Here is a 21,621-nt window from a genome sequence, read left to right on the forward strand (position 1 = left end):
ATACTCTAAAGCTAAAGTGTAATAAAATTAATTTTAAGTAAAACTGTAAAGTAAATCAGTTAAATTAAGTGAGGCATTTTGCCGCTTAAGTGATTTAAGTTACAAAAATCTATCCTTTAGGAGAGGAAACATGAAAACAATGACTCAAAAACAACAGGGTTTCACCCTAATTGAATTAATGATTGTTATCGCAATCATTGGTATTTTAGCTGCTGTAGCTTTACCTGCTTATCAAGATTATACAGCTAGAGCAAAAGGGACTGAGATAATGCTTGCAGCTAGTACAGCAAGAACTTGTGCTAGTGAGAAGGCTCAAGTTGGTCAATCTCCGGATGATTGTGATACAGGTTTTGTTGCAACAAAATATGTGAGTGGTATGACAGTGTCTGATGCTGGTGTTATTGAAGCTACAGGTCAGAGCGACATGGCAGGCTTAAAAATAATTTTAACTCCTCAGAATGGTGCCGCGGCAGCAACTGCTGCAAATTTCACATCGGGGTTTACTATCAGTGAGTGGGTTTGTACAGGCTCTGTATCAGGAAATGCAAAAGCAAGCTGGTTACCAAGCTCTTGTACCGTTCCAGCAGCTCCTTAATAGCTTTTTAATTTCTTTGAATTTAAGGTAGCTCATTTAGCTACCTTTTTTATTTAAAAACAAAGAGTCAAATGGATGCCTAAAGAAGCAAAGAAAAAATTAGATACTTTTCAATGGGTTGGTGTCAGCGCCCGCGGAAAAAGACTTGAGGGTGAACTTACTGGTAATAGTATTGCATTGGTAAAAGCTCAGCTTCGTAAGCAAGGTATTACACCTTCAAAGGTCAAACGAAAACCAAAACCCCTCTTTGGCATTCAAAGCGCTCAAAAGATTAGCCCTAAAGACATAGCTTTACTCACACGACAAATAGCAACTATGTTGATGGCAGGTGTACCACTCATTCAAGCGATTGAAATGATAGGTTCGGGTTCTACTAACAAAAGCGTTGCCAAGTTAGTGGAGACCATTGGCGATGAAGTTAAAGCTGGTCAACCGCTATCTACAGCACTTAGAAAACACCCACGTTACTTTGACGATTTATATTGCGATTTAGTCGCATCAGGCGAGCAATCAGGTGCGCTTGATAAAATATTTGATCGTGTTGCTCTTTATAAAGAGAAATCTGAAGCCCTAAAATCAAAAATAAAAAAAGCGATGTTTTACCCGATTGCCGTTTTAGTTGTTGCGCTTATTGTAACTTCAATCCTGCTTATCTTTGTTGTACCTCAATTTCAGGATATCTTTAATGGCTTTGGTGCAGAGCTCCCAGCTTTCACGCTATTCGTCATTAGTATATCTGAATTTATGCAAGCATATTGGTGGATGATACTAATCGCTATTGTAGCTTTTGGATACGCTTTTAAAGAAGCCAAGCTTAGAAGTTTAAAACTCAGAGATGCAACCGACCGAGCCATACTAAAACTGCCAGTAATTGGTATGATTTTAAACAAAGCCGCTGTTGCTCGCTATGCACGAACTCTTTCGACTACGTTTGCTGCTGGTGTGCCGCTGGTTGATGCGCTTGACTCTGCTGCAGGCGCTTCAGGTAATGCAGTTTACCGTTACGCCATTTTAGACATAAAACTCGAGGTTAGCTCTGGTAATCAAATGAACTGGGCAATGCGTAACTCAAAAATATTCCCTGATATGGTAATACAAATGGTTGCGATTGGTGAAGAATCTGGCTCACTAGACGGTATGCTTGCTAAAGTAGCGACTATTTACGAGCAAGAAGTTGATGATGCAGTAGATGGCCTTTCAAGCCTGCTTGAGCCTCTCATTATGGCCGTACTGGGTGTACTTGTTGGTGGCTTAATTATCGCCATGTACTTGCCTATTTTCCAATTAGGTTCTGTAATTTAATTACCAAAAATAACAATTTACAGGAAATAAAAGAGAGGCTTACTTTTTGGTAAGGCATAGCTATTAATGTCTTCTCATTTACTCTCTTTCACTTCTCTTTGTGATAATAATTTCACTTGATTTTTAAACGCTTAATTTTTAAAACAATTTTCAGGTAATATGATGCAAAGTATTATTGAAGTAATGCAAAGCCAGTTGTGGTTTTATTTAACCACTATTGGCTTAATTAGTTTGTGTATTGGTAGTTTTTTAAATGTGGTTATTTATCGCTTACCGTTGATGATGCAACGTGAGTGGCAAAGCGAATGCAGACTACTGTTAGAAGATGAACTTACAGGGAATAAATCTAAACAAGCCAATATCAATAAGCCTTTTAACTTAGTAAAACCCAACTCTACCTGCCCTAAATGTAAAACAGCCATAAAGCCTTGGCAGAATATTCCTATTATTAGTTGGTTAATACTTAAAGGTAAATGCGCAAGCTGCAGTAACCCTATTTCGGTCCGATACCCTGCTGTAGAGCTAATTACTGCCCTATTAAGTTTAATTGTTGCCTATAGCTTTGGTGCGACCGAGCAAGCCCTTTTATATATTTTTGTAACGTGGATATTGGTAGCTCTGACCTTTATTGATATTGACCACATGTTACTGCCGGATCAGCTTACACTTCCGCTTGTTTGGCTTGCACTTATTGCTTCTGTAATGGGTTACACAATTACACCAACCGATGCAATTATTGGTGCGGCTTGTGGTTATTTAAGTTTGTGGAGCGTGTTTTGGTTATTTAAGTTACTAACCGGTAAAGAAGGCATGGGTTATGGCGATTTTAAGTTGCTTGCTGTATTTGGGGCGTTACTTGGCTGGCAGTCATTGCTTACTATTATTCTGCTTTCGAGCGTAGTGGGTGCCATTATAGGTATTGCGCTGTTGAGCATACAAGGTAAAGACAAAGCGACCCCTATCCCTTTTGGCCCTTATTTAGCGATAGCAGGCTGGATCACAATGCTTTGGGGCAACCAAATTCAAGGCGCTTATTTTAATTTAATAGGTTATTAAAATGAGTGAGCAAATAACTAAAGTAAACAGCTGGATATTAGGCTTAACAGGCGGTATTGGCTGTGGTAAAACGGCCATCAGTAACATGTTTGAAGAGCTTGGTATTACAATAGTTGATGCCGATATAATTGCGCGTGAAGTCGTACTCCCAAATAGCAAAGGGCTAAAAGCGATTACAGCCCACTTTGGTGAGCATATTTTATTGCCTGATGGCACATTAAATAGAGCAGAATTGCGCGCAAAAATATTCACTAACAACAGTGACAAAGAATGGCTTAATGCGTTGCTACACCCTCTTATTCGCGCAAAAATACTAAACGATTTAAATAGTGCAACTAGCCCTTATGTTGTTTTAGTAGCGCCTTTATTGTTTGAAAACAACCTTGATAAATATTGCGACCGTACCTTACTTATTGATGTACCAACCTCTGTACAAATAGCGCGTACAGCAAAACGTGACAACACAAGTAGTGAGCAAGTTAAAAGTATTATTGCCTCGCAAATGTCACGTGCCGATAAACAGCAAAAAGCGGATGATATTTTAAATAACGACCGTAGTTTAAACCTAGTGCATATAGAACTTGTTGATCTGCATAAAAAGTACCTACAATATGCATTACACAACAAAACTAACTCACATTAACACTGTCCTAACTCACACAAACTCGTATTTTAGTTAGTAAAATCACAACAAAGAATGAAAGGTGATGTAATCACCTTCTTTTTTCTGATAAATTGCTTACTATTGAAGGAATAAAACAGGTGCGCAATGAATATTAACTCACCGTTATTGAGAAAATTTATAACCCTTGGCCGCATTGATGCCGACACGGTTAAAAACAAACAAAATGAATTTGCCTCAACAGCTGAGCTTATTTCTAAATGTGGAAAAATCGATAGTAAAGATTTAGCTGAACAATGTATTGATTTGTTTCGCGTACCTTATTTTGATTTAAAATACTTTGATCCTACAAGAATCCCGGCCGATCTCGTAAAAGAAAAACTCATACGTAAACATCACATTTTACCGCTTGTTCAAAAAGATCGAAAAGTTTATATAGCAGCATCAGACCCAACAGATTACGGCGCATTCGAAAACTTTGAGTTTAGTACAGGTCTTTCATGCGAAATTGTTGTTGTTGATTATATTCAACTCGATAACAAAATTGAGCAATTGCTAGATGCCACTGGCAGCTTAAATCTAACTGATGACGAGTTTCAAGAATTTGCTGACTTAGATTCAGAAAGCCAAAGAGATACAGCACCACAAGATGACGATAAAGATGATGCGCCTATCATCGTATATATCAACAAAATTTTAATGGATGCCATTAAAAAAGGCGCCTCTGATTTACACTTTGAACCGTATGAGCACAAGTACCGTATTCGCTTTCGTATTGATGGTATTTTGCATGAAGTTGCAAGCCCACCCAATACATTAGCCACCAAGCTTTCTGCGCGTATTAAGGTTATGTCGAGACTCGATATTGCCGAAAAACGCAAACCACAAGATGGTCGTATTAAGCTAAAAATTACTGAACGCAAAAGTATCGACTTTCGTGTAAGTACCATGCCTACCTTGTGGGGCGAAAAAATAGTAATGCGTATTCTTGATTCATCAAGCGCTATGTTAGGCATTGATGTATTAGGCTATGAGCCTGAGCAGAAAAAGCTCTACATGGATGCGCTTGCCCAGCCTCAAGGGATGATACTTGTAACAGGGCCAACGGGTTCTGGTAAAACAGTATCGCTATACACAGGTTTAAATATATTAAACCAGCCTGAGCGTAATATTAGTACTGCGGAAGATCCGGTTGAGATTAACCTTGAAGGTGTAAACCAAGTACAAATTAATATTAAAGCCGATATGACTTTTGCCAACGCACTGCGCGCATTTTTACGTCAAGATCCTGATGTAGTTATGGTAGGTGAAATACGTGACTTAGAGACCGCAGAAATATCAATAAAAGCGGCGCAAACAGGTCACTTGGTTTTATCAACATTGCATACAAACTCAGCGCCGGAAACAATCACTCGTTTATTAAATATGGGTGTACCCGCTTATAACGTAGCAAGTTCGATTAGCTTAATAATAGCCCAGCGTTTAGCACGTCGCTTGTGCCCTAAATGTAAAACGCCAGAACAACTTCCGAGTGAAGAGCTAGCTCGTCAAGGATTTAGTACCGAGCAAATTGAAGAAATGACGTTATATATGCCTAAAGGGTGTGATAGCTGTACTGATGGTTACAAAGGGCGTGTGGGTATTTACGAAGTAATGCAAATTACTCCTGAAATTGCCCAAATTATTATGCGCGGTGGTAATTCGCTTGAAATAGCAGAGGTATCACTTAAAGCCGGTTTTAATAATTTACGTTTATCGGGTTTACGCAAAGCAGCCGATGGCCTTACATCCCTTGGTGAAATTAACCGCGTAACCAATTTTTAAAGTCCCACAGCAAAAGGTATAAGGCTTTAAGCTTTAAGCTCAGAGCCTTATAGCTAGAGACTCATATCTAAGTAATGTAATATGCACCAAAAATTTGTAGAGAGTAATTTATGCCTACTGTTGTAAACTGCCCAACCTGTAAAACTAAAGTTGAATGGTCAGAGCAAAGCCCATTTCGCCCTTTTTGCTCAAAGCGCTGCCAACTAATTGATTTAGGTGAATGGTCGTTCGAAAATAATAAAATTTCTGCACCAATCACCTCGGCTGAAGAGTTTAGCCAAGACATGATTGAAGATATTGAAGCAATGATGGCTAAAAATGAAGATGACTTTTTTAAATAGTTTATCTTCATAATGCCCTAAATACAAAAACCAGCATTACGCTGGTTTTTTAGTATTTACAAAAAAAGTAAAATTAACTTTTTTGTTTACGGTGCTTTTTATTCATACGCTTTTGCATTTTAGCAAACTTCTCTTTTTGCTCAGCGTTAAGCACTTGCATTACTTGGTGCTGCGTTTTTAGTTTAATTAAACCAAATTGCTCACCTTTTGCATGACGTTCATTTAATAGCTCTTTTGCTGTATTTTCGTCAAATGTTGCAGCAGAAAGTAATGCATCCATTTTTGCTTTGTGCGCTTCACGCATCGCTTTACGGGCTTCTTTATCGTCGCCACGCAGTGCTTTCATTTGTGTTTTTTGCGCTTCAAAAATAGCCTTTAGCTTAGTTTGCTGCTCATCTGTTAGGTTTAATTTTTCAACGCCGCGCTCAGAAAGTAAAAAACGAGCTTGAGAATGGCCTTGCTTATGCCCATCGCCTTTAGCTAATACGCTACCAGCACCAAGCGTTGCTGTTGCTAAGCCACAGATAAGTACTAATTTTGAAAGTGTGTTTAATTTAGTCATAATCATTACCTTAATTATTTGGTTTAACTATTGGTTCAGTTCGGTTGTTTGTAACTGCTTAATCAACTGAGTTAACTATACCTAACTCAACGCAAAGTAACGCAAAGCAGTGTAAAGGTTGTGTAAAGATTCACCTTTGCACTATTTAGCGGGTAAAATAACGCTATAAACAACTCTAAGGGTTTGTAAATGAAACTATTAATGATTGATGACGACACTGGCCTTTGTGAGCTATTAAGTGAATATTTAACTGCCCAAGGGTTTGAAATACAAAGCGTACACGACGGTGAACAAGGCCTTAAACTAGCACAAGCAAATGACTACGCCCTTATATTGCTAGATGTAATGCTACCTACCCTTGATGGTTTTGAAGTACTTAAACAACTTAGGCAAACAAAACTCACACCGGTAATAATGCTTACAGCAAAAGGTGAAGACTTTGACCGTATTTTTGGTCTAGAGCTAGGCGCTGACGATTACATTCCAAAGCCTTTTAATCATCGTGAATTACTAGCCCGCGTAAAAGCGATAACTCGCCGTATAGAGCACATTAATAGCTTAAATGTAGCTACAACGAGTAAGTTACTCGTTAATGGCATTACTGTTAACCTTGCAGCTCGAGAAGCCTCAATAGACAGCTCTACACTAACGCTTACTGGCACAGAGTACGAAATACTCACGCTATTGTGTAAAAATGCAGGTGAAGTGGTTAGTAAAGAGCAAATTAGTGAAGAAGTACTAGGTAGGCGTTTAGCTTCTTTTGATCGCTCTATCGATATGCATGTAAGTAATATCCGCAAAAAAATAGCAGAGCATATTCCAGGTGAGCGAATTAAAACAATGAGAGGTACGGGTTATGTCTTTATCCAAGGCGAATAAAAGCACTTACTTTGCTTGGTTAAAACACCCTGGGCACTACCTGTTTTTTAAAATATTTATTTGGTTTTGGTTAACTATAATCGGCACCGTTGCAGCGCTTATATTTTTAAGTAACATTACCGCTATTAACGCGGTAACTAACGAGCCGCTTTATGGCCCTATGAAAAAAAACCTAATATATACCGCCAAAAGTATTGAGCGCACTGCTATTAAACATAAGCGCAGCCTAAGCGATGTATTAGTACACCCTCGCCTATCAAAGCGTAAACTTTTATACTTAAGCGCAGCTCAAAGCGAGGACTCTCTTAGCAGTAAAGAGGTGCCAGAGAGCATCGATTTAAGTTTATTAAACTTTACTCAAAATATGTCACCACAAATTATTTTCACTGAAAAATATCAAGCCTTCGGCCCTGTTAACATAAACGTGCCTGAAGGAAGTTTTTATCTTTATGAAATAGATATTAACCATCAACCGCCGCTATTAATGCGCTTTAAGCTTATGCCTAATTGGATGAAAATAGTCATCGCAATTGTTGCCTCTCTTATTTTAAGCTTTGTATTTAGCCGTAACTTAATAGCCCCTATAAATAGTCTTAAAAAAGCAGCTATTAAACTATCAGCGGGCAACCTAAGCGCAAGAGCCGACATTTCTGTAAACCGAAAAGATGAGCTGGGAATACTTGGGCGAGACTTTAACAGCATGGCCAATCAGTTAGAGCTTTTAATTAGTTCACAAAAACGCTTATTAGCCGACATATCACATGAGTTACGCTCGCCTCTTACGCGTTTAAAAATGGCTACCGGTCTTGCGCAAATGCAAGCTAACGACGCTAGCCAATCGTATTTATTACGCATAGAAAAAGAAGCAAACCAACTTGATAAGATGATTGCCGACGTGCTGCAAGTTTCTCGCTTAGAAGCAAAAAGCCAAGCGCTTTCACTGCAAAAACAATCATTACAAATAATTGTAGATCACGTTATTAACGATGCGCAGTTTGAAGCAAAACAAAATAATAAGCAGCTAAATATAGTGGGCGCTGTAGACGTAAATATTAATTGCGACGAAACACTTATTGCCAGTGCGCTTGAAAACCTACTTCGCAACGCTATTAAATACGCAAACAATACAATTAGCATTACTCTAAAGCACACAGATGCCATTTATATAGAAATATGTGATGATGGCTCTGGTGTGCCCGACGACCAACTGAGCAAGCTTTGTGAGCCCTTTTTTAGGCAATCAGATGCGCGGGATCGCGTAAGTGGCGGCACGGGTTTAGGGCTGGCGATTGCTAAAAATGCTATTACTGCGCATGGCGGCAGTTTAGTATTATCAAATAAAGAACTAGGTGGCTTGTGTGCTAATATAACCTTGCCATTAATAAAAGAGTAAAGCATGTTTTATAGTTCAGAAGCCCAGCTTGAGAGCAATCAAGAGGCCATTAATGTTTTTTATACTGAAAATTTAATTAAAAGCTACTTAGATACGCCATCAGGAAAGCTATTTTACGCATACGCAATCCCTAAAAACGCGACAACCGCAATAGTAGTAAGTACAGGGCGTATTGAAGGCCTAGAAAAATATAAAGAACTACTCTGGGAGCTGTATTGTAATAATTTTGCTGTGTTTATTATGGATCATCAAGGTCAGGGCCGCTCTTACAGGCACCTTAAAAATAAACATAAAGGCTTTGTAAAACATTATAATAACTACAGCAGTGACCTAAATAACTTTGATCAGCAAATAGTTTCAAAGCATTGGCAAGGTAAAAAAGTCATGCTGGCTCATTCAATGGGTGGCGCCATTGCTATTGATTATTTAGCAAAATTTGAAAATAGCTATAAAGGCGTATTTTTGTCTGCTCCTATGTTTGATATTTTTACAAAAGACGTACCAAAAATACCAACGAAGTTTATTGTTAAATTAGCCACTTTACTTGGTTTACACTCTTGCTATGCATTTGGACAAGGCAACTACAACCCGATCCCATTTACCGAAAACGTACTTACTAGCAGCGAGAAGCGTTACACCTACTTTAGGCAAACCTATAAATTAGAACCTAACATACAATTAGGTGGCGTTACGTTTGGCTGGCTAGCAGCTACAATATCGTTTTTAAAGTCTGTTGATAACCTAAACGTACCAATCCCTTTGTTTATAGCAAGCGCAGCTAGCGATACAGTGGTAAACAACGAAGCACAGTACAGTCTTGCAAAAAGGCATGCTCATGCAACGATTGAGAGTTTTGAAGGGGCTAAACACGAGCTGCTTTTTGAACGTGACGAAATTCGAAAGCCGCTATTAACTAACTTTTATCAATTTTGTGAGTCGGTGACGGCTTAACAATTACTGACAAAGGGTCGAGGTGGATCAGTATATCTACCTCAGACTCAAAACGTTCTTTGAGCATTGCCTCTACTTCATCAGCCACATTGTGCGCGCGAATCAAACTTAAATGATCATCAAGCTCTAAGTGCATTTGAATAAACTTAACTTTACCACCTTGGCGAGTACGAATGTCATGCACGCCATGCACATCAGCATGGGCTCTGGCAATGTCAAATATGCTTTGTTTTTCATCATCAGGGAGCTCTTTATCCATTAAGTGATCGGCACTATCGCGAGCTATATCCCAGCTGTTATAAAGTAAGTAACCCGCTACACCTATTGCAAAAATAGGATCTGCATACAACACGCCATAATAAGCTAACAAAATAGCTAACAGCACAGCAGCGTTTAATATTAAATCGCCTTTGTAATGTACTGAGTCGGCTTTTATAGCAATTGAATCGGTATACTTAACCACTTTGTTTTGTACGAATACAATGACGAGCGTACACGCAATAGCAAAAATACTTACCCACACACCTAATAAAGAATGGCTTAACTGTATAGGGTTAAATAATCGCTCAATACCATGAAAAGCTAGTAGGCAACCTGAGCCTGCAATAAATGCGGCTTGGCCAAGTCCTGCAAGTGCTTCAGCTTTTCCGTGCCCAAACCTATGGTCATCATCCGCTGGGCGCAGTGCGTAACCCAACACTAAAAAGCTCATTGCGGTGGCAGTAATATCCATTAACGAATCAGTTAACGAGCCAAGCATTGAAGCCGAGCCAGAAGCCAGCCAGGCCCATGTTTTTGCGCCGATCATTAAACTAACCATGACCATGGTAACAATGCTGGAAGTTTTAACCCAAAATTCGTAGCTACGGTTATGCACGCGTGTATCCATTAATCACTGTATTGAATGTGTTGAGTATATCATTTTTTTAAAAGGTTTCGTGTATACTGCCCTTCGTCAAACTACAGATTATTTTATAAGGCTCATTATGCTGGATATTGTTTTATACCAACCTGAAATACCGCCTAACACAGGTAATATTATTCGCCTTTGTGCCAATACTGGCTATGCATTACATTTAATTGAGCCATTAGGTTTTGAATGGGACGATAAACGCGTGAAACGTGCGGGCCTTGATTATCATGAATTTAGCCATGTTCAACGCCATGCCTCATTTGAGGACTACCTTGAAAAATGCAAACCTAAAAAAGTGTATGCCTGTACAACTAAAGGCAGTCAATTTCATCATGAAGCAAGTTACGAAGCTGGCGACTGTTTAGTGTTTGGTCCTGAAACACGGGGCTTGCCTGATGAAATGATTCAAGCATTACCAAACGATCAACGTGTACGTATTCCTATGCAAGCAAATAGTCGTAGTATGAACCTGTCAAATGCAGTCGCCGTGTTTGTCTACGAGTCGTGGCGTCAGTTGGGCTTCCCTAACGCCCAGTAAATATAATCCGTTAGGCAATAAAAAACCGACATAATGTCGGTTTTTTATTTAAGGCCTAACTCAAGCGCTTATTCAGCGCGTTGTTCTCGTCCTAAAAGAGCCATAGCGGCTTCTTTCATGTCTTTATTTTCATAAAGTACTTTATAAATTTGCTCAGTGATTGGCATTTCTACGCCAGCACGCTGCGCTAGTAAATACACTTCTTTAGTGTTTCTAAAGCCTTCAACTACTTGGCCAATAGACTCAATAGCAGCATCAACACTCTCGCCTTTACCTAACGCCAAACCAAACCGACGATTACGTGATTGGTTATCTGTACAGGTTAGTATTAAATCACCAAGGCCTGCCATTCCCATAAAGGTTTCTGGCTTAGCGCCCAGAGCACAACCTAAACGAGTGAGCTCTGCAAGGCCTCGGGTAATGAGCGCGGTACGCGCATTAGCGCCAAAACCTACACCGTCCGAAATACCAGCGCCAATTGCAATTACATTTTTAACCGCACCACCGAGCTGTATACCAATAAAGTCATCATTGTTATACACACGGAATGAGCGACCACAATGAAGTAAATCAGCCAGCTGCTGAGCAAATTCAGGTGACGTAGAAGACACTGAAATAGCTGTAGGTGACCCCATCGCCATTTCTTTTGCAAACGTAGGACCCGAAAGTACCGCAAGTGGAATGTCATCACCCAATTCTTGCAAAGCAACTTCTTGTAACAAACGTCCAGTATTAGGCTCAAGCCCTTTAGTTGCCCACGCTACTTTAGCACCGTCTTGCAATGCAGGTTTTATCTGCGCAAGCGTGTCGCCAAAAGCATGGCTTGGCACAACAACAAGTACAATAGCACTGCTAGCAACGGCATGTTGTAAGTTAGCTTCAAGAGTAAGAGTATCTGGGAAAGGAGCATCAGGTAAGTAACGTTGATTTTTCCGCTCAGCTGCAAGCGTGGCAACGTCGTCGCTATTTCTTCCCCAAAGTGTCACCTGGTGACCATTTCGGGCTAAACAAATAGCAAGGGCGGTGCCGTAAGACCCCGCCCCTAATACAGTAACAGCTGTAGTTGCTGTACTCATAAGTTATGCGTCTGCTGAAGCCTGGTCAGCTTGCGCAGTACGTTGTTGCATGTATTGTGCAAATAACGCATCAAAATTAACTGGCGCAAGGTTAAGCTGTGGGAAAGTACCACGGTTAACAAGGTTTGAAACAGCTTCACGTGCATATGGAAATAATACGTTAGGACAAAATGCACCTAGCATGTGCGCAAGTTGCACTTCTTCAACTTCAGCAATAGTAAAAATACCTGCTTGTTGAATTTCACATAAGAACGCAGTTTCTTCACCAATAGATGCAGTTACAGTTAGCGCTAAAACAACTTCAAATACACCTTCGTCCAACTTGTTTGAGCGTGTATCTAGGTCTAGCTTAACTTCTGGTGTCCATTCTTTTTGAAAGATGGCCGGAGAGTTTGGCGTTTCAAACGATACATCTTTAGTGTAAATGCGTTGAATAGTAAATTGTGCGCCAGCTTCTGCAGCTGCTACGTTTTGATTTTCTTCGTTCATTGTTATTCCTAACTTGTTCGTTATTATAATTAAATTAAGCGTTTAGCTTAGCGTCAAGTTTACCTTGCGCTTCAATAGCCATCATGTCGTCGCAGCCACCGATATGTTCATCATTAATAAAAATTTGCGGTACTGTGCTTGCACCACCTGCTTTGGCAATCATTTCATCGCGTAGCTCAGGCTGCACACCAATATCATAATTTGTGTATTCAACGCCTTTGCTGTTTAAAAGCGAAAGAGCACGCTGACAAAATGGACAATACGCCTTGGTGTATAAAACAACATTACTCATAATAAATCCTCTATCGGCCTAGCTAAACTGATTAGCGACCTGTTGTAGTTGGTAAGCTGGCAGATTGCCACGCACCCATGCCACCTGCTAATAAGTAAACTCGTTCAAAACCAGCTTTACTCATAGCGGCTGCAGTACCTTGGGCAGTCATACCTGTAGTACATACAACTATAATGGGTTTAGTCTTGTACTTTTCAAGGCTTGAAAAGTCAGATTTTTTCGCACTCTCTGGGCTTAAGTGCTCAGCACCAGAAATACGCCCTGCATTAAACTCTTTTTGCGCACGTATATCGATTACTTGACCGTCATCACGGTTAATAAGTAACGTAAGCTGCTGGGGATTTATTTGACGAACTGCTGAAAGCTTACTTTTTATCCAGCCACTAACAATAAGGAAAACAATACCAACCCAAGCAAGGCTTAAAATGGGATGATTTGTAATAAATTCAATATATTGATCCATTCTACTTCCACTATGAAATTATGTTTTAAAACGTGATGTTTTAATTATTTTGTACTTTAGCCACGCAAGTATACCCAAACCAACCTAAAATGCGAGTTTAGGAGCACTTAGAGACGTTTAAAAAACGATAAAGCCCCCCATATATAGTTAACAGAACTCTGGATAATAAATCTATCTCAAGCAGAGTTCATGTTAGTCAATAAGGTATAAGTAAAAATATTTAATATCTTGTTTTCAATGCTGATCCTAGCTTAAAAACACGGTATGCTAAAACCACGCTAATAAACCTTTTTAGGTGCACAGTATCCATCAACAGATACTAATTTTCAGGAGCTATTATGACAGAGCATAAAAAACCACTGGTATTAATGATTTTAGACGGTTGGGGACACCGCGAAGATACGCAAAGTAATGCTATTCTTGCAGCTAACACACCTGTATTAGACAACTTATGGGCCACCCGCCCACACACATTAATATCTGCTTCGGGTTTAGATGTTGGTCTTCCTGATGGTCAAATGGGTAACTCAGAAGTTGGCCATGTAAACTTAGGTGCAGGGCGCATTGTGTATCAAGATTTTACCCGTATCACCAAGGCAATTAACGATGGCGAGTTTGATTCAACCCCAGCCTTAGTTGAAAACATAGACAAAGCAGTAAGTGCTGGTAAAGCGGTTCACATAATGGGTCTTTTAAGCCCAGGTGGTGTGCATAGCCATGAAGATCATATAGTTGCAAGTATTGAGCTGGCGGCAAAACGTGGTGCTAAAGAAGTCTATTTCCATGCATTTTTAGATGGCCGTGACACACCCCCACGTAGCGCAAAAGCATCAATAGAACGAATTGAAGCGTTATTTAGTAAACTTAAGTGCGGACGTTTAGCATCACTTATTGGCCGTTACTACGCAATGGACAGAGACAACCGTTGGAACCGTGTAGAAAAAGCTTACAACGTAATGACGCTCGCCGAAGGCGACTTTAACTTTGATAATGGTGTTGAAGCACTTAATGCAGCGTACGAGCGCGACGAAAACGACGAGTTTGTAGCAGCTACGACTATTACGCCAACAGGTGCCACTCCGGCTTCAATAAACGATGGCGACACCGTTATTTTTGCTAACTTTAGAGCAGATAGAGCCCGCGAAATTACCCGCGCTTTTGTTGAGCCTGAATTTGATGGTTTTACTAAAAAAAGAACGCCAGAGCTTAGCGCATTTGTAATGATGACAGAGTATGCAGCCGATATAGACGCACCTGTTGCATTTGGACCTACACCACTAATAAACGTACTTGGTGAATGGTTTGAAAAAAATAATAAAACACAGCTTCGTATTTCAGAAACCGAAAAATACGCACACGTTACGTTTTTCTTTAGTGGCGGACGTGAAAGTGAATTTAAAGGTGAAACACGCGAGCTAATTCCTTCGCCGCAAGTAGCAACCTACGACCTACAACCTGAAATGAACTCAGAAATGCTAACCGACAAACTAGTAGAAGCAATTAAAAGCGGTAAATACGATGCTATTATTTGTAACTACCCTAATGGCGATATGGTTGGTCACTCAGGTGTATTTGAAGCCGCTGTTAAAGCTTGTGAAGCTGTAGATAGCTGTATCGGACGTGTCGTTGATGCACTAGAAGAGTTTGGTGGTGAAGCACTAATTACAGCCGATCATGGTAATGCTGAGCAAATGGCTGATCTCAAAACTGGCCAAGCACATACTGCCCACACTAGCGAACCGGTGCATTTTATTTATGTAGGTCGCGATGCAGAGCCAATGCAAGGTAAAGCCTTAAGTGATGTAGCCCCAACAATGCTTCACTTAATGGGTATGGAGCAACCAAAAGAAATGACTGGTACGCCTATCATGATGTTGAAATAACACATGAATAAACGTATTAACCGGTTAATTAAGTGCGGTTTGATACTAACTTCATTAGTGGCTGCATCTGCAGTTGCTAATGAAGATCGTACTAAAAAAGATTTATCAGAGGTTCAAAATGCACTTGAGCAAAGCCAAGCTGAATATAACGCCCAAAGAAAAAAAATAGCGTCGCTACAAAAAAATCTAAAAAGCCATGAACTCGATATAGCTAAAAATGCTAAAGCACTTAACATGGCAGAGCAATCCGTAAAAGAGACTAAAACACAGCAAAAAGAGTTACAAAGTAAAGCCGATGAGCTTGATAAAAAGCACACTCAGTTTCAGAAAATTTTAGCCGCGCAACTCAAAAGTGCCTATATGGCCGGTGGCGACGACTACTCTAAAATGCTGTTGAATCAAGAAGACACAGCCAAGTTTGAGCGCACACTTAGCTATTACAATTACTTAAATAAAGCCCGTATTGAACAAATCGAAGATCTAAAAGATCTTCAACAGCAAATAGTACAAAACCAAGAAGAGCTCGTTAAAACACAAGAAAAACTAGAGCTTTTATTTGATGAACAAAAAAGGCGCCAAACTGCATTACTTAATGCACAAAGTGAACGCCAAGCTAATCTTAAAAACTTACAAGCTCAGCTCAACAGCACTAAAAGCTCAATAAATTATTTAAAAGAAAACCAACAAACTTTAGTAACAACGATTAAAGAGCTCGAAAAAGAAAAAACACAAAAAATAGAATTACTTGGCCTAAATAAGAGCAAGGGAAAATTAGACTGGCCGAGCAAAGGCAAGTTAGAGCACACATTCGGCCAACGTAAGCATGGTGGTATTGATTGGAAAGGCGTATTAATTGGTGCAAAAGAAGGTACTAATATTAATAGCGTGCACAACGGCCAAGTTGTATTTGCCGATTGGCTAAAAGGCTATGGGTGGGTAATTGTTGTAGACCATGGTGAAGGTTTTATGAGCCTATATGGCCACGCTCAAACGCTACTAAGAGATGTAGGGGATATGGTACGTGAAGGCGAAACCCTCGCTTTGGTAGGCCAAAGCGGCGGACAGGCAAGTTCTGGTCTATACTTTGAAATACGCCACAAAGGACGCGCAGTAAATCCTGTAAAATGGTGCAAACGTATTTAATTAGATAAATCGCTGCACCGCCCTGGAGCAGCTGATGACAACTAAAAAACACACAATAAATACCGTTAATAAAAAAAGTGCAGACTTTTATATAAGTCTGTACTTGCTTGTATTACTAACCCTAATTACCTTTACTAGTAATGCACTAGCAAGCTCAATTAAAGATCTTAAAAGACAACAAATAGACGAAATACTCTTTAACATTCATACCTATTACGTTGAAGATCTCACCTTACAAAATAGCCACCATATTAAATATAACAACCAGCAGTTTGAGCGTTTATATTCAAAACTCGACTCCTATTCTAAGTACTTAAATGAGTATGAATTAGCCTCATTATTTGATAACACAAATGGTCGTTACACAGGTATTGGTATAGAAGTTAAAAACATAGACGAGAATATGACTATTGTTAACGTGGTTAATAATTCGCCCGCAAAAGCGGCAGGTATTTTACCAGGCGATATTATTGTAAGTGTAAACAACAACGCAGCCCAAAACCGTACTATCGACGAAGTAGCAACACTAATAAGAGACAGTGAATTTTCGAATATAGATATAATTGTAAATCGCGATAACAATAAAAACCCACTCACTTTTCATGTTACACGTCGCCAAATAAACCTCGAAAGTGTAACAAGCGAACTTTTAGATTTTGGAACTGGCTACATAGCTATCAATAACTTTTCTAACCACACATTACATGAAGTTGCACTACAAGTTGCCGCCCTGCAAAGCCATTTTGGATACCCACTTAAAGGCTTAGTAATTGATTTACGTGATAACCCAGGGGGGACATTAAAAAGCGCAGTGGCTGTATCAGACCTATTTTTACAAAGTGGGACTATAGTGACGACTAAAGGACGTTTTTACGATGCCAACCAAGCATTTTACGCAAAGCGTGGAGATATTCTAAAAAATGCGCCCATAGTTGTGCTTATAAACGAAAATTCAGCCTCTGCAGCCGAAATACTTGCAGCAGCACTTAAAGATAATAAACGAGCAACCATTGTTGGCAGCCAATCTTTTGGGAAAGGCTCTGTACAATCACTCATTCCACTCGGTGATGGCAATACCGCATTAAAGCTCACCACAGCGAAATACTTCACACCGTTAGGTAAATCGATTGATGGAATAGGAATAACCCCAGATGTGGCGGTTAATCAAACAAACCTTTCACAAAGTAATAAAGCCGTTATAATAAAAAATGAACACACTAACAATAATGCGCAATTACTTACTGGTAATCTAACCGATTTACAGTTGGTTAAAGCCAAACAATTACTCAGCATGCAATAGCTTGTATAAGCTGTATAAATAAAGCTAAAAAGATAATAAAAACTATAAACGTGAAAATAATAAAATGGCTAACATTAGCTATTTGTTTTAGCTCTGCAACAATTAGCGCCAAGCAAATAGCAATAGTGATAGACGATATAGGCTATCATCAACGGGACTTAGAGTTCCTTTCCTTACCTGGGCAATTGTCGTATTCAATTTTGCCCCATACCCCTTATTCGCAAATTTTTGCAACACTTGCCAGTCAATCAAATAAAGAGTTATTGCTTCATGTACCTATGCAGGCACTTAACGGTAAAGAACTAGGGCCTGGTGCGCTTACTTTAAATATGAATAAAGAGCAGCTTCAGCAAACTCTTGGAACCGCTCTCGCTAGTTTACCGCAAGTTAAAGGCGTTAATAACCACATGGGCTCAGCGCTTACGCAAAAAAGCCAAGCTATGAAGTGGACAATGGAAGTACTTAAAAAGCGTCATTTATATTTTTTAGATAGTCGCACAACCGATTTGAGTCAGGCACAAAATGCCGCTAACTTTTTGGGTGTTGCTAATATTAGTCGCCAAGTGTTTTTAGACAACATAACTACACCAGAACAGCTGCAGCTAAGGCTTGAAGAGTTAAAACAATTAGCCATTTCCCATAGCTTTGCCATTGCAATTGCTCATCCCTACCCTGAAACCATCGAATTTTTACGCCATGCCTTACCAGAGCTAACTAAGCAAGGTTTTGAACTCGTACCGGTTTCGCAATTAGTTGAACGTAAGTACATTCAGTTAGCGCATGCTGAGGAAAAAGGAGTGAGTGCTCGGTGATATAAGCTTTAAATAATGCTATATCCGAATAATAAACTAATACCAATTCGCTTAATTAAGTGGTCTATTTTGAGGGCGGAAAAACGTGTTGATAGCTAGGCAAAAAATTCGCTATTCAGTTGTTCTAAATGAGAATTTTTTAACGCAGGTAGCGACACGTTTAGCCCCGCAAGATGATTAAGTATTATTGCGGATTGGTATAATCATTTAATAATGCAGAGTATCGGTATTACTTGATAGGGTACTTTACATAAATTTCGCTTTGCTAAACCAGCTTACTGAAAAGCAAAAAGCCCCGCATTTTCATGCAGGGCTTTTTAAATTTGCTGCTTGAGCAATATTAGCTCATAGCGCTTTGTAACTTTTTCATCGCTGTTTTTTCAAGCTGACGAACACGCTCAGCAGATACACTGTACTTTTGTGCAAGCTCCTGAAGCGTCGCTTTATCATCAGACAACCAACGTGCGCTAACAATATCTTGCGAACGCTCATCTAGTGTTTTAAGTGCGCTAAATAAACGAGTATGCGCTTGCTCTTTCCACTGCTCTTGTTCAACGTCGTCAGCTAAGTCTGCTGCGCCATCTGTTAAATACTGTACTGGAGAGTATGTACTTGTTGGTGCATCGTCGTTATCGTCACCAGTTAAGTCAAAGCCCATGTCTTGGCCGCTCATGCGCGATTCCATTTCACGTACTTCTTTTTCACTCACACCTAACTCGCTAGCAACAGTGCTAACCTCAGCTTGGTTGAACCAGCCTAAACGCTTTTTGTTTTTACGAAGATTAAAAAACAATTTACGTTGCGCTTTAGTGGTTGCAACTTTAACTATGCGCCAGTTTTTAAGAACAAACTCGTGAATTTCGGCTTTAATCCAATGCACTGCAAACGACACTAAACGTACACCCACTGTAGGGTCAAAACGTTTAACCGCTTTCATCAGGCCTATATTACCTTCTTGAATAAGGTCAGCTTGTGGTAAGCCGTATCCCGAGTAGCTTTTAGCAATATGTGCTACAAAGCGTAAATGCGACATAATGAGTTGCTTGGCAGCACTAAGATCGCCTTCTTCCTGAAGTCTTTTAGCAAGTTCTTGCTCTTGTTCAACTTTAAGCATAGGAATAGTGCTTACCGCTTGAAGGTAACCGTCCATGCTTGCGCTTTGTTGTCCGACTGTAAGTGCCATTGCGTATAAATCTTTACTCATTTTTCACCTCGGTGATAAACATTTGAAACTATCTTAGCACTCTTTCTCTAAGAGTGCTAACCCCAATTTAAAACTTTTTAAAAGTATAAATCAAGCAGTTTTTAGTATGTGTTTAGTCTACTACAAGCGACTGAATAAGTGATGAATTGAGGGATTGCAGCCAATTAACCTAACCGCATCACCTTATTTACAACTCATTACTTTATGGGAGGATAGTACACAAATATGACAGTTTTAATAACGGGAGGTACAACCCAGTCCGATACGATACGCATATCAAGCTGGGTTGGTTCACTTATAGTTTGCAGGGGTTTTTATACTTTATCGGGTTCTATTTCTTTAATATATCGATTTACAGAAAGGTACGAGCCTACAAATCCTAAGCTTGTTGCAAGTAACACTAAAAAGCCGAGTTCATTAAGCGATAATCCTATTAACGAAAAGCTTGTTTGATACACCCCCGCCACACTGCTCACAGCGCTTGAAAGCCACCACATCATCAGTCCTACGCATATAAAGGCAAACAAACCACCTATTACACCATACCAAATACCGGTCCACAAAAATGGGGCATGTATAAAGGTGTTCGTTGCGCCTACTAGCTTCATTACTTGTATTTCTTCTTTTTTATCCATGATCGACAAACGAATGGTGTTACCAATAATAAGTGTCACTGAGGTAAGTAGTAATAATGCAATGGTTATTACACTTTCTTTGAGTAAATCTAGTAATGCATTTAAACGCTCTAACCAGGCTATATCGAGCTTACCAAAATCAACTTCACGTTCACTTTCTAATTTAGTTAGCAGTACTTTAGCGGCATTTGGGTGTCTGTGACGTTTTGTTGGAGTAACGAGTACCACATCCGGTAATGGATTTTTATCTAAATACTCCAAAGCTTGCCCAAAGCCAGATACATCTTTAAATTCAGTTAATGCCTGTTGTTTTGAAATAAACTCAACACTTTCCACTTCTGGGTAAAGTGCTAAACGCTTTACTAATGTTTGCGTTTCTTGCTCGTTCATACTTTCTTTAACGAACAACGATATTTCACTCGCCTCTTCAAAGCCACTACTCACTTGCTGTACGTTTTTAACGACTAAGTAAAGTGTTGCAGGTAACGTTAGGCTCAAACCAAGTACAGCGATAGTCATCATAGACGCAAGCGGCGTGCGCCACATTTCACCTAAGCTATGCACACCTTGGCGAAAAATATTAATAATAAAAAAGTAACCGCCAGCTAATACTGATTTTTTTTGCTTGTCGTTACTATTTTGGCGACCTTTAAAAAGTAAACTCATAGTGCCCCCTCAGCAAGCGGGTCTTGAAGCATACGGCCATCTTTTAAGGTTAAGCTACGATACTTCATACGTGCAACCAAACCCAAATCATGCGTTGCGATAAGAACAGTGGTACCGTGTTTATTAAAGTCTTCAAACAACTTGAGTATTTCCATTGAAAGCTCTGGGTCAAGATTACCTGTTGGTTCATCAGCTAGTAAAATTGGTGGGGAGTTTACAATAGCTCTGGCAATACCAACACGTTGTTGTTCGCCTCCAGAGAGCATTGAAGGATGACATTTCACCTTGTCAATTAGACCTACCTTGTCAAGCGCGCCATGGACCCGTTTAGCTATTTGCTTATGGTGAGTCCCCTCAATAATGAGAGGTAATGCCACGTTATCAAAAATAGTATAGCGCTCTAATAACCTATGATTTTGAAAAATAATACCTATATCACGACGAGCATAAGGAATTTGACGCGAGTTTACTTTGTTTAAATCAACACCGTTGATAAATACACTACCTGCTGAAGGACGTTCCATTAAGCTAATTAACTTAAGCAACGTACTTTTACCCGCACCACTGTGGCCAGTTAAAAAGGCAAGTTCACCCGGTTTAATATGAAAATTAACTTTTTCGAGGGCGCGGTGCCCTCCAGGATAGGTCTTACTTACTTGCTGAAAATTTATCATCTTTTTAT

Annotated in this window: 23 protein-coding genes; 14 read left to right on the forward strand and 9 right to left on the reverse strand. The window is 39.6% G+C overall.

Features of this window, described 5'->3' with window-relative positions; translation table 11 throughout:
• The first annotated feature begins 130 nt into the window (after nucleotides 1-130).
• The 6 genes from FFU37_RS13420 (at nucleotide 131) to yacG (ending at nucleotide 5,740) form a co-directional block, all read left to right on the forward strand.
• Nucleotides 131-595, forward strand: a complete 465-nt coding sequence (locus FFU37_RS13420; protein ID WP_217496773.1) for a pilin — start codon at nucleotides 131-133, stop codon at nucleotides 593-595.
• Nucleotides 596-670: 75 nt separating this feature from the next.
• Entirely contained in the window at nucleotides 671-1,897 is a 1,227-nt protein-coding gene (locus FFU37_RS13425; protein ID WP_138489699.1) for a type II secretion system F family protein, read from the forward strand.
• Between the two features lie 162 nt (nucleotides 1,898-2,059).
• Nucleotides 2,060-2,953 carry a prepilin peptidase gene (locus tag FFU37_RS13430; RefSeq protein WP_138490040.1) on the forward strand — a complete coding sequence of 298 codons (894 nt, stop codon included), beginning with the start codon at nucleotides 2,060-2,062 and terminating at the stop codon, nucleotides 2,951-2,953.
• A gap of 1 nt (nucleotide 2,954) precedes the next feature.
• Entirely contained in the window at nucleotides 2,955-3,596 is a 642-nt protein-coding gene (gene coaE, locus FFU37_RS13435; protein WP_138489700.1) for a dephospho-CoA kinase, read from the forward strand.
• Nucleotides 3,597-3,722: 126 nt separating this feature from the next.
• Nucleotides 3,723-5,399 (forward strand): type IV-A pilus assembly ATPase PilB, encoded by a 1,677-nt coding sequence (pilB, locus tag FFU37_RS13440; protein ID WP_138489701.1) that lies wholly within the window; start codon nucleotides 3,723-3,725, stop codon nucleotides 5,397-5,399.
• Nucleotides 5,400-5,509: 110 nt separating this feature from the next.
• Entirely contained in the window at nucleotides 5,510-5,740 is a 231-nt protein-coding gene (yacG, locus tag FFU37_RS13445; protein WP_002957774.1) for a DNA gyrase inhibitor YacG, read from the forward strand.
• A 73-nt stretch (nucleotides 5,741-5,813) separates the two neighbouring features.
• Here yacG and FFU37_RS13450 read toward each other — a convergent pair whose 3' ends face one another.
• Complete coding sequence (locus FFU37_RS13450; RefSeq protein WP_138489702.1) at nucleotides 5,814-6,302, reverse strand: Spy/CpxP family protein refolding chaperone; 489 nt, start codon at nucleotides 6,300-6,302, stop codon at nucleotides 5,814-5,816.
• A gap of 189 nt (nucleotides 6,303-6,491) precedes the next feature.
• On the opposite strand from FFU37_RS13450, the gene FFU37_RS13455 reads away from it, so the two are divergent.
• From FFU37_RS13455 to FFU37_RS13465, 3 genes are read left to right on the forward strand one after another with little or no spacing between them, the layout of a single operon-like run.
• On the forward strand, nucleotides 6,492-7,181 hold the full coding sequence (locus FFU37_RS13455; RefSeq protein ID WP_138489703.1) for a response regulator: 690 nt from the start codon (nucleotides 6,492-6,494) through the stop codon (nucleotides 7,179-7,181).
• Entirely contained in the window at nucleotides 7,159-8,574 is a 1,416-nt protein-coding gene (locus tag FFU37_RS13460; protein WP_002957777.1) for an ATP-binding protein, read from the forward strand. The genes FFU37_RS13455 and FFU37_RS13460 overlap by 23 nt, the downstream gene beginning before the upstream one ends.
• 3 nt (nucleotides 8,575-8,577) lie before the next feature.
• Nucleotides 8,578-9,525: an alpha/beta fold hydrolase gene (locus tag FFU37_RS13465; protein WP_138489704.1), complete on the forward strand. Its 948-nt coding sequence runs from the start codon at nucleotides 8,578-8,580 to the stop codon at nucleotides 9,523-9,525.
• Here FFU37_RS13465 and FFU37_RS13470 read toward each other — a convergent pair.
• Nucleotides 9,488-10,402: a cation diffusion facilitator family transporter gene (locus FFU37_RS13470; RefSeq protein ID WP_502587486.1), complete on the reverse strand. Its 915-nt coding sequence runs from the start codon at nucleotides 10,400-10,402 to the stop codon at nucleotides 9,488-9,490. The genes FFU37_RS13465 and FFU37_RS13470 overlap by 38 nt on opposite strands.
• A 109-nt stretch (nucleotides 10,403-10,511) precedes the next feature.
• Between FFU37_RS13470 and trmL the strand changes: the two genes are divergently transcribed.
• Complete coding sequence (trmL, locus tag FFU37_RS13475; protein WP_002957780.1) at nucleotides 10,512-10,976, forward strand: tRNA (uridine(34)/cytosine(34)/5-carboxymethylaminomethyluridine(34)-2'-O)-methyltransferase TrmL; 465 nt, start codon at nucleotides 10,512-10,514, stop codon at nucleotides 10,974-10,976.
• Between the two features lie 68 nt (nucleotides 10,977-11,044).
• On the opposite strand, the gene gpsA is transcribed toward trmL, so the two are convergent.
• The 4 genes from gpsA to FFU37_RS13495 are packed head-to-tail and all read right to left on the reverse strand — an operon-like array spanning nucleotide 11,045 to nucleotide 13,296.
• Nucleotides 11,045-12,052 carry an NAD(P)H-dependent glycerol-3-phosphate dehydrogenase gene (gene gpsA / locus FFU37_RS13480; protein WP_002957781.1) on the reverse strand — a complete coding sequence of 336 codons (1,008 nt, stop codon included), beginning with the start codon at nucleotides 12,050-12,052 and terminating at the stop codon, nucleotides 11,045-11,047.
• A 3-nt stretch (nucleotides 12,053-12,055) separates the two neighbouring features.
• Nucleotides 12,056-12,541, reverse strand: coding sequence for a protein-export chaperone SecB (gene secB / locus FFU37_RS13485; RefSeq protein WP_002957782.1), 486 nt, complete (start codon nucleotides 12,539-12,541; stop codon nucleotides 12,056-12,058).
• Between the two features lie 34 nt (nucleotides 12,542-12,575).
• Complete coding sequence (gene grxC / locus FFU37_RS13490; RefSeq protein WP_002957783.1) at nucleotides 12,576-12,833, reverse strand: glutaredoxin 3; 258 nt, start codon at nucleotides 12,831-12,833, stop codon at nucleotides 12,576-12,578.
• A 31-nt stretch (nucleotides 12,834-12,864) separates the two neighbouring features.
• The gene (locus FFU37_RS13495; RefSeq protein ID WP_138489705.1) at nucleotides 12,865-13,296 is read right to left on the reverse strand and encodes a rhodanese-like domain-containing protein; all 432 of its coding nucleotides are present in this window, start codon (nucleotides 13,294-13,296) and stop codon (nucleotides 12,865-12,867) included.
• A gap of 338 nt (nucleotides 13,297-13,634) precedes the next feature.
• Here FFU37_RS13495 and gpmM point away from each other — a divergent pair, with 338 nt between their 5' ends.
• From gpmM to FFU37_RS13515, 4 genes are read left to right on the forward strand one after another with little or no spacing between them, the layout of a single operon-like run.
• Complete coding sequence (gene gpmM, locus FFU37_RS13500; protein WP_002957786.1) at nucleotides 13,635-15,179, forward strand: 2,3-bisphosphoglycerate-independent phosphoglycerate mutase; 1,545 nt, start codon at nucleotides 13,635-13,637, stop codon at nucleotides 15,177-15,179.
• A 3-nt stretch (nucleotides 15,180-15,182) separates the two neighbouring features.
• On the forward strand, nucleotides 15,183-16,322 hold the full coding sequence (locus tag FFU37_RS13505; RefSeq protein ID WP_024603730.1) for a murein hydrolase activator EnvC family protein: 1,140 nt from the start codon (nucleotides 15,183-15,185) through the stop codon (nucleotides 16,320-16,322).
• A gap of 34 nt (nucleotides 16,323-16,356) precedes the next feature.
• Nucleotides 16,357-17,622 (forward strand): S41 family peptidase, encoded by a 1,266-nt coding sequence (locus FFU37_RS13510; protein ID WP_138489706.1) that lies wholly within the window; start codon nucleotides 16,357-16,359, stop codon nucleotides 17,620-17,622.
• A 50-nt stretch (nucleotides 17,623-17,672) separates the two neighbouring features.
• Complete coding sequence (locus tag FFU37_RS13515; protein ID WP_138489707.1) at nucleotides 17,673-18,434, forward strand: divergent polysaccharide deacetylase family protein; 762 nt, start codon at nucleotides 17,673-17,675, stop codon at nucleotides 18,432-18,434.
• A gap of 340 nt (nucleotides 18,435-18,774) precedes the next feature.
• Here FFU37_RS13515 and rpoH read toward each other — a convergent pair whose 3' ends face one another.
• The 3 genes from rpoH to ftsE all read right to left on the reverse strand — a co-directional run bounded on the left by rpoH (nucleotide 18,775) and on the right by ftsE (nucleotide 21,613).
• Nucleotides 18,775-19,638 carry an RNA polymerase sigma factor RpoH gene (rpoH, locus tag FFU37_RS13520; RefSeq protein WP_002957791.1) on the reverse strand — a complete coding sequence of 288 codons (864 nt, stop codon included), beginning with the start codon at nucleotides 19,636-19,638 and terminating at the stop codon, nucleotides 18,775-18,777.
• Nucleotides 19,639-19,952: 314 nt separating this feature from the next.
• Nucleotides 19,953-20,939, reverse strand: coding sequence for a permease-like cell division protein FtsX (gene ftsX, locus FFU37_RS13525; protein WP_002957792.1), 987 nt, complete (start codon nucleotides 20,937-20,939; stop codon nucleotides 19,953-19,955).
• Nucleotides 20,936-21,613, reverse strand: coding sequence for a cell division ATP-binding protein FtsE (ftsE, locus tag FFU37_RS13530; RefSeq protein WP_002957793.1), 678 nt, complete (start codon nucleotides 21,611-21,613; stop codon nucleotides 20,936-20,938). The genes ftsX and ftsE overlap by 4 nt, the downstream gene beginning before the upstream one ends.
• Nucleotides 21,614-21,621 lie beyond the last annotated feature (8 nt).

Origin of the sequence: Pseudoalteromonas distincta, from assembly GCF_005877035.1 — a bacterium.
GTDB lineage: Bacteria > Pseudomonadota > Gammaproteobacteria > Enterobacterales > Alteromonadaceae > Pseudoalteromonas > Pseudoalteromonas distincta.

Coding starts and splice junctions, on each gene's coding strand:
- FFU37_RS13420 (WP_217496773.1), top strand. CDS start 131: ATGAAAACAATGACTCAAAAACAACAGGGTTTCACCCTAATTGAATTA.
- FFU37_RS13425 (WP_138489699.1), top strand. CDS start 671: ATGCCTAAAGAAGCAAAGAAAAAATTAGATACTTTTCAATGGGTTGGT.
- FFU37_RS13430 (WP_138490040.1), top strand. CDS start 2,060: ATGCAAAGTATTATTGAAGTAATGCAAAGCCAGTTGTGGTTTTATTTA.
- coaE (WP_138489700.1), top strand. CDS start 2,955: ATGAGTGAGCAAATAACTAAAGTAAACAGCTGGATATTAGGCTTAACA.
- pilB (WP_138489701.1), top strand. CDS start 3,723: ATGAATATTAACTCACCGTTATTGAGAAAATTTATAACCCTTGGCCGC.
- yacG (WP_002957774.1), top strand. CDS start 5,510: ATGCCTACTGTTGTAAACTGCCCAACCTGTAAAACTAAAGTTGAATGG.
- FFU37_RS13450 (WP_138489702.1), bottom strand. CDS start 6,302: ATGACTAAATTAAACACACTTTCAAAATTAGTACTTATCTGTGGCTTA.
- FFU37_RS13455 (WP_138489703.1), top strand. CDS start 6,492: ATGAAACTATTAATGATTGATGACGACACTGGCCTTTGTGAGCTATTA.
- FFU37_RS13460 (WP_002957777.1), top strand. CDS start 7,159: ATGTCTTTATCCAAGGCGAATAAAAGCACTTACTTTGCTTGGTTAAAA.
- FFU37_RS13465 (WP_138489704.1), top strand. CDS start 8,578: ATGTTTTATAGTTCAGAAGCCCAGCTTGAGAGCAATCAAGAGGCCATT.
- trmL (WP_002957780.1), top strand. CDS start 10,512: ATGCTGGATATTGTTTTATACCAACCTGAAATACCGCCTAACACAGGT.
- gpsA (WP_002957781.1), bottom strand. CDS start 12,052: ATGAGTACAGCAACTACAGCTGTTACTGTATTAGGGGCGGGGTCTTAC.
- secB (WP_002957782.1), bottom strand. CDS start 12,541: ATGAACGAAGAAAATCAAAACGTAGCAGCTGCAGAAGCTGGCGCACAA.
- grxC (WP_002957783.1), bottom strand. CDS start 12,833: ATGAGTAATGTTGTTTTATACACCAAGGCGTATTGTCCATTTTGTCAG.
- FFU37_RS13495 (WP_138489705.1), bottom strand. CDS start 13,296: ATGGATCAATATATTGAATTTATTACAAATCATCCCATTTTAAGCCTT.
- gpmM (WP_002957786.1), top strand. CDS start 13,635: ATGACAGAGCATAAAAAACCACTGGTATTAATGATTTTAGACGGTTGG.
- FFU37_RS13505 (WP_024603730.1), top strand. CDS start 15,183: ATGAATAAACGTATTAACCGGTTAATTAAGTGCGGTTTGATACTAACT.
- FFU37_RS13510 (WP_138489706.1), top strand. CDS start 16,357: ATGACAACTAAAAAACACACAATAAATACCGTTAATAAAAAAAGTGCA.
- rpoH (WP_002957791.1), bottom strand. CDS start 19,638: ATGAGTAAAGATTTATACGCAATGGCACTTACAGTCGGACAACAAAGC.
- ftsX (WP_002957792.1), bottom strand. CDS start 20,939: ATGAGTTTACTTTTTAAAGGTCGCCAAAATAGTAACGACAAGCAAAAA.
- ftsE (WP_002957793.1), bottom strand. CDS start 21,613: ATGATAAATTTTCAGCAAGTAAGTAAGACCTATCCTGGAGGGCACCGC.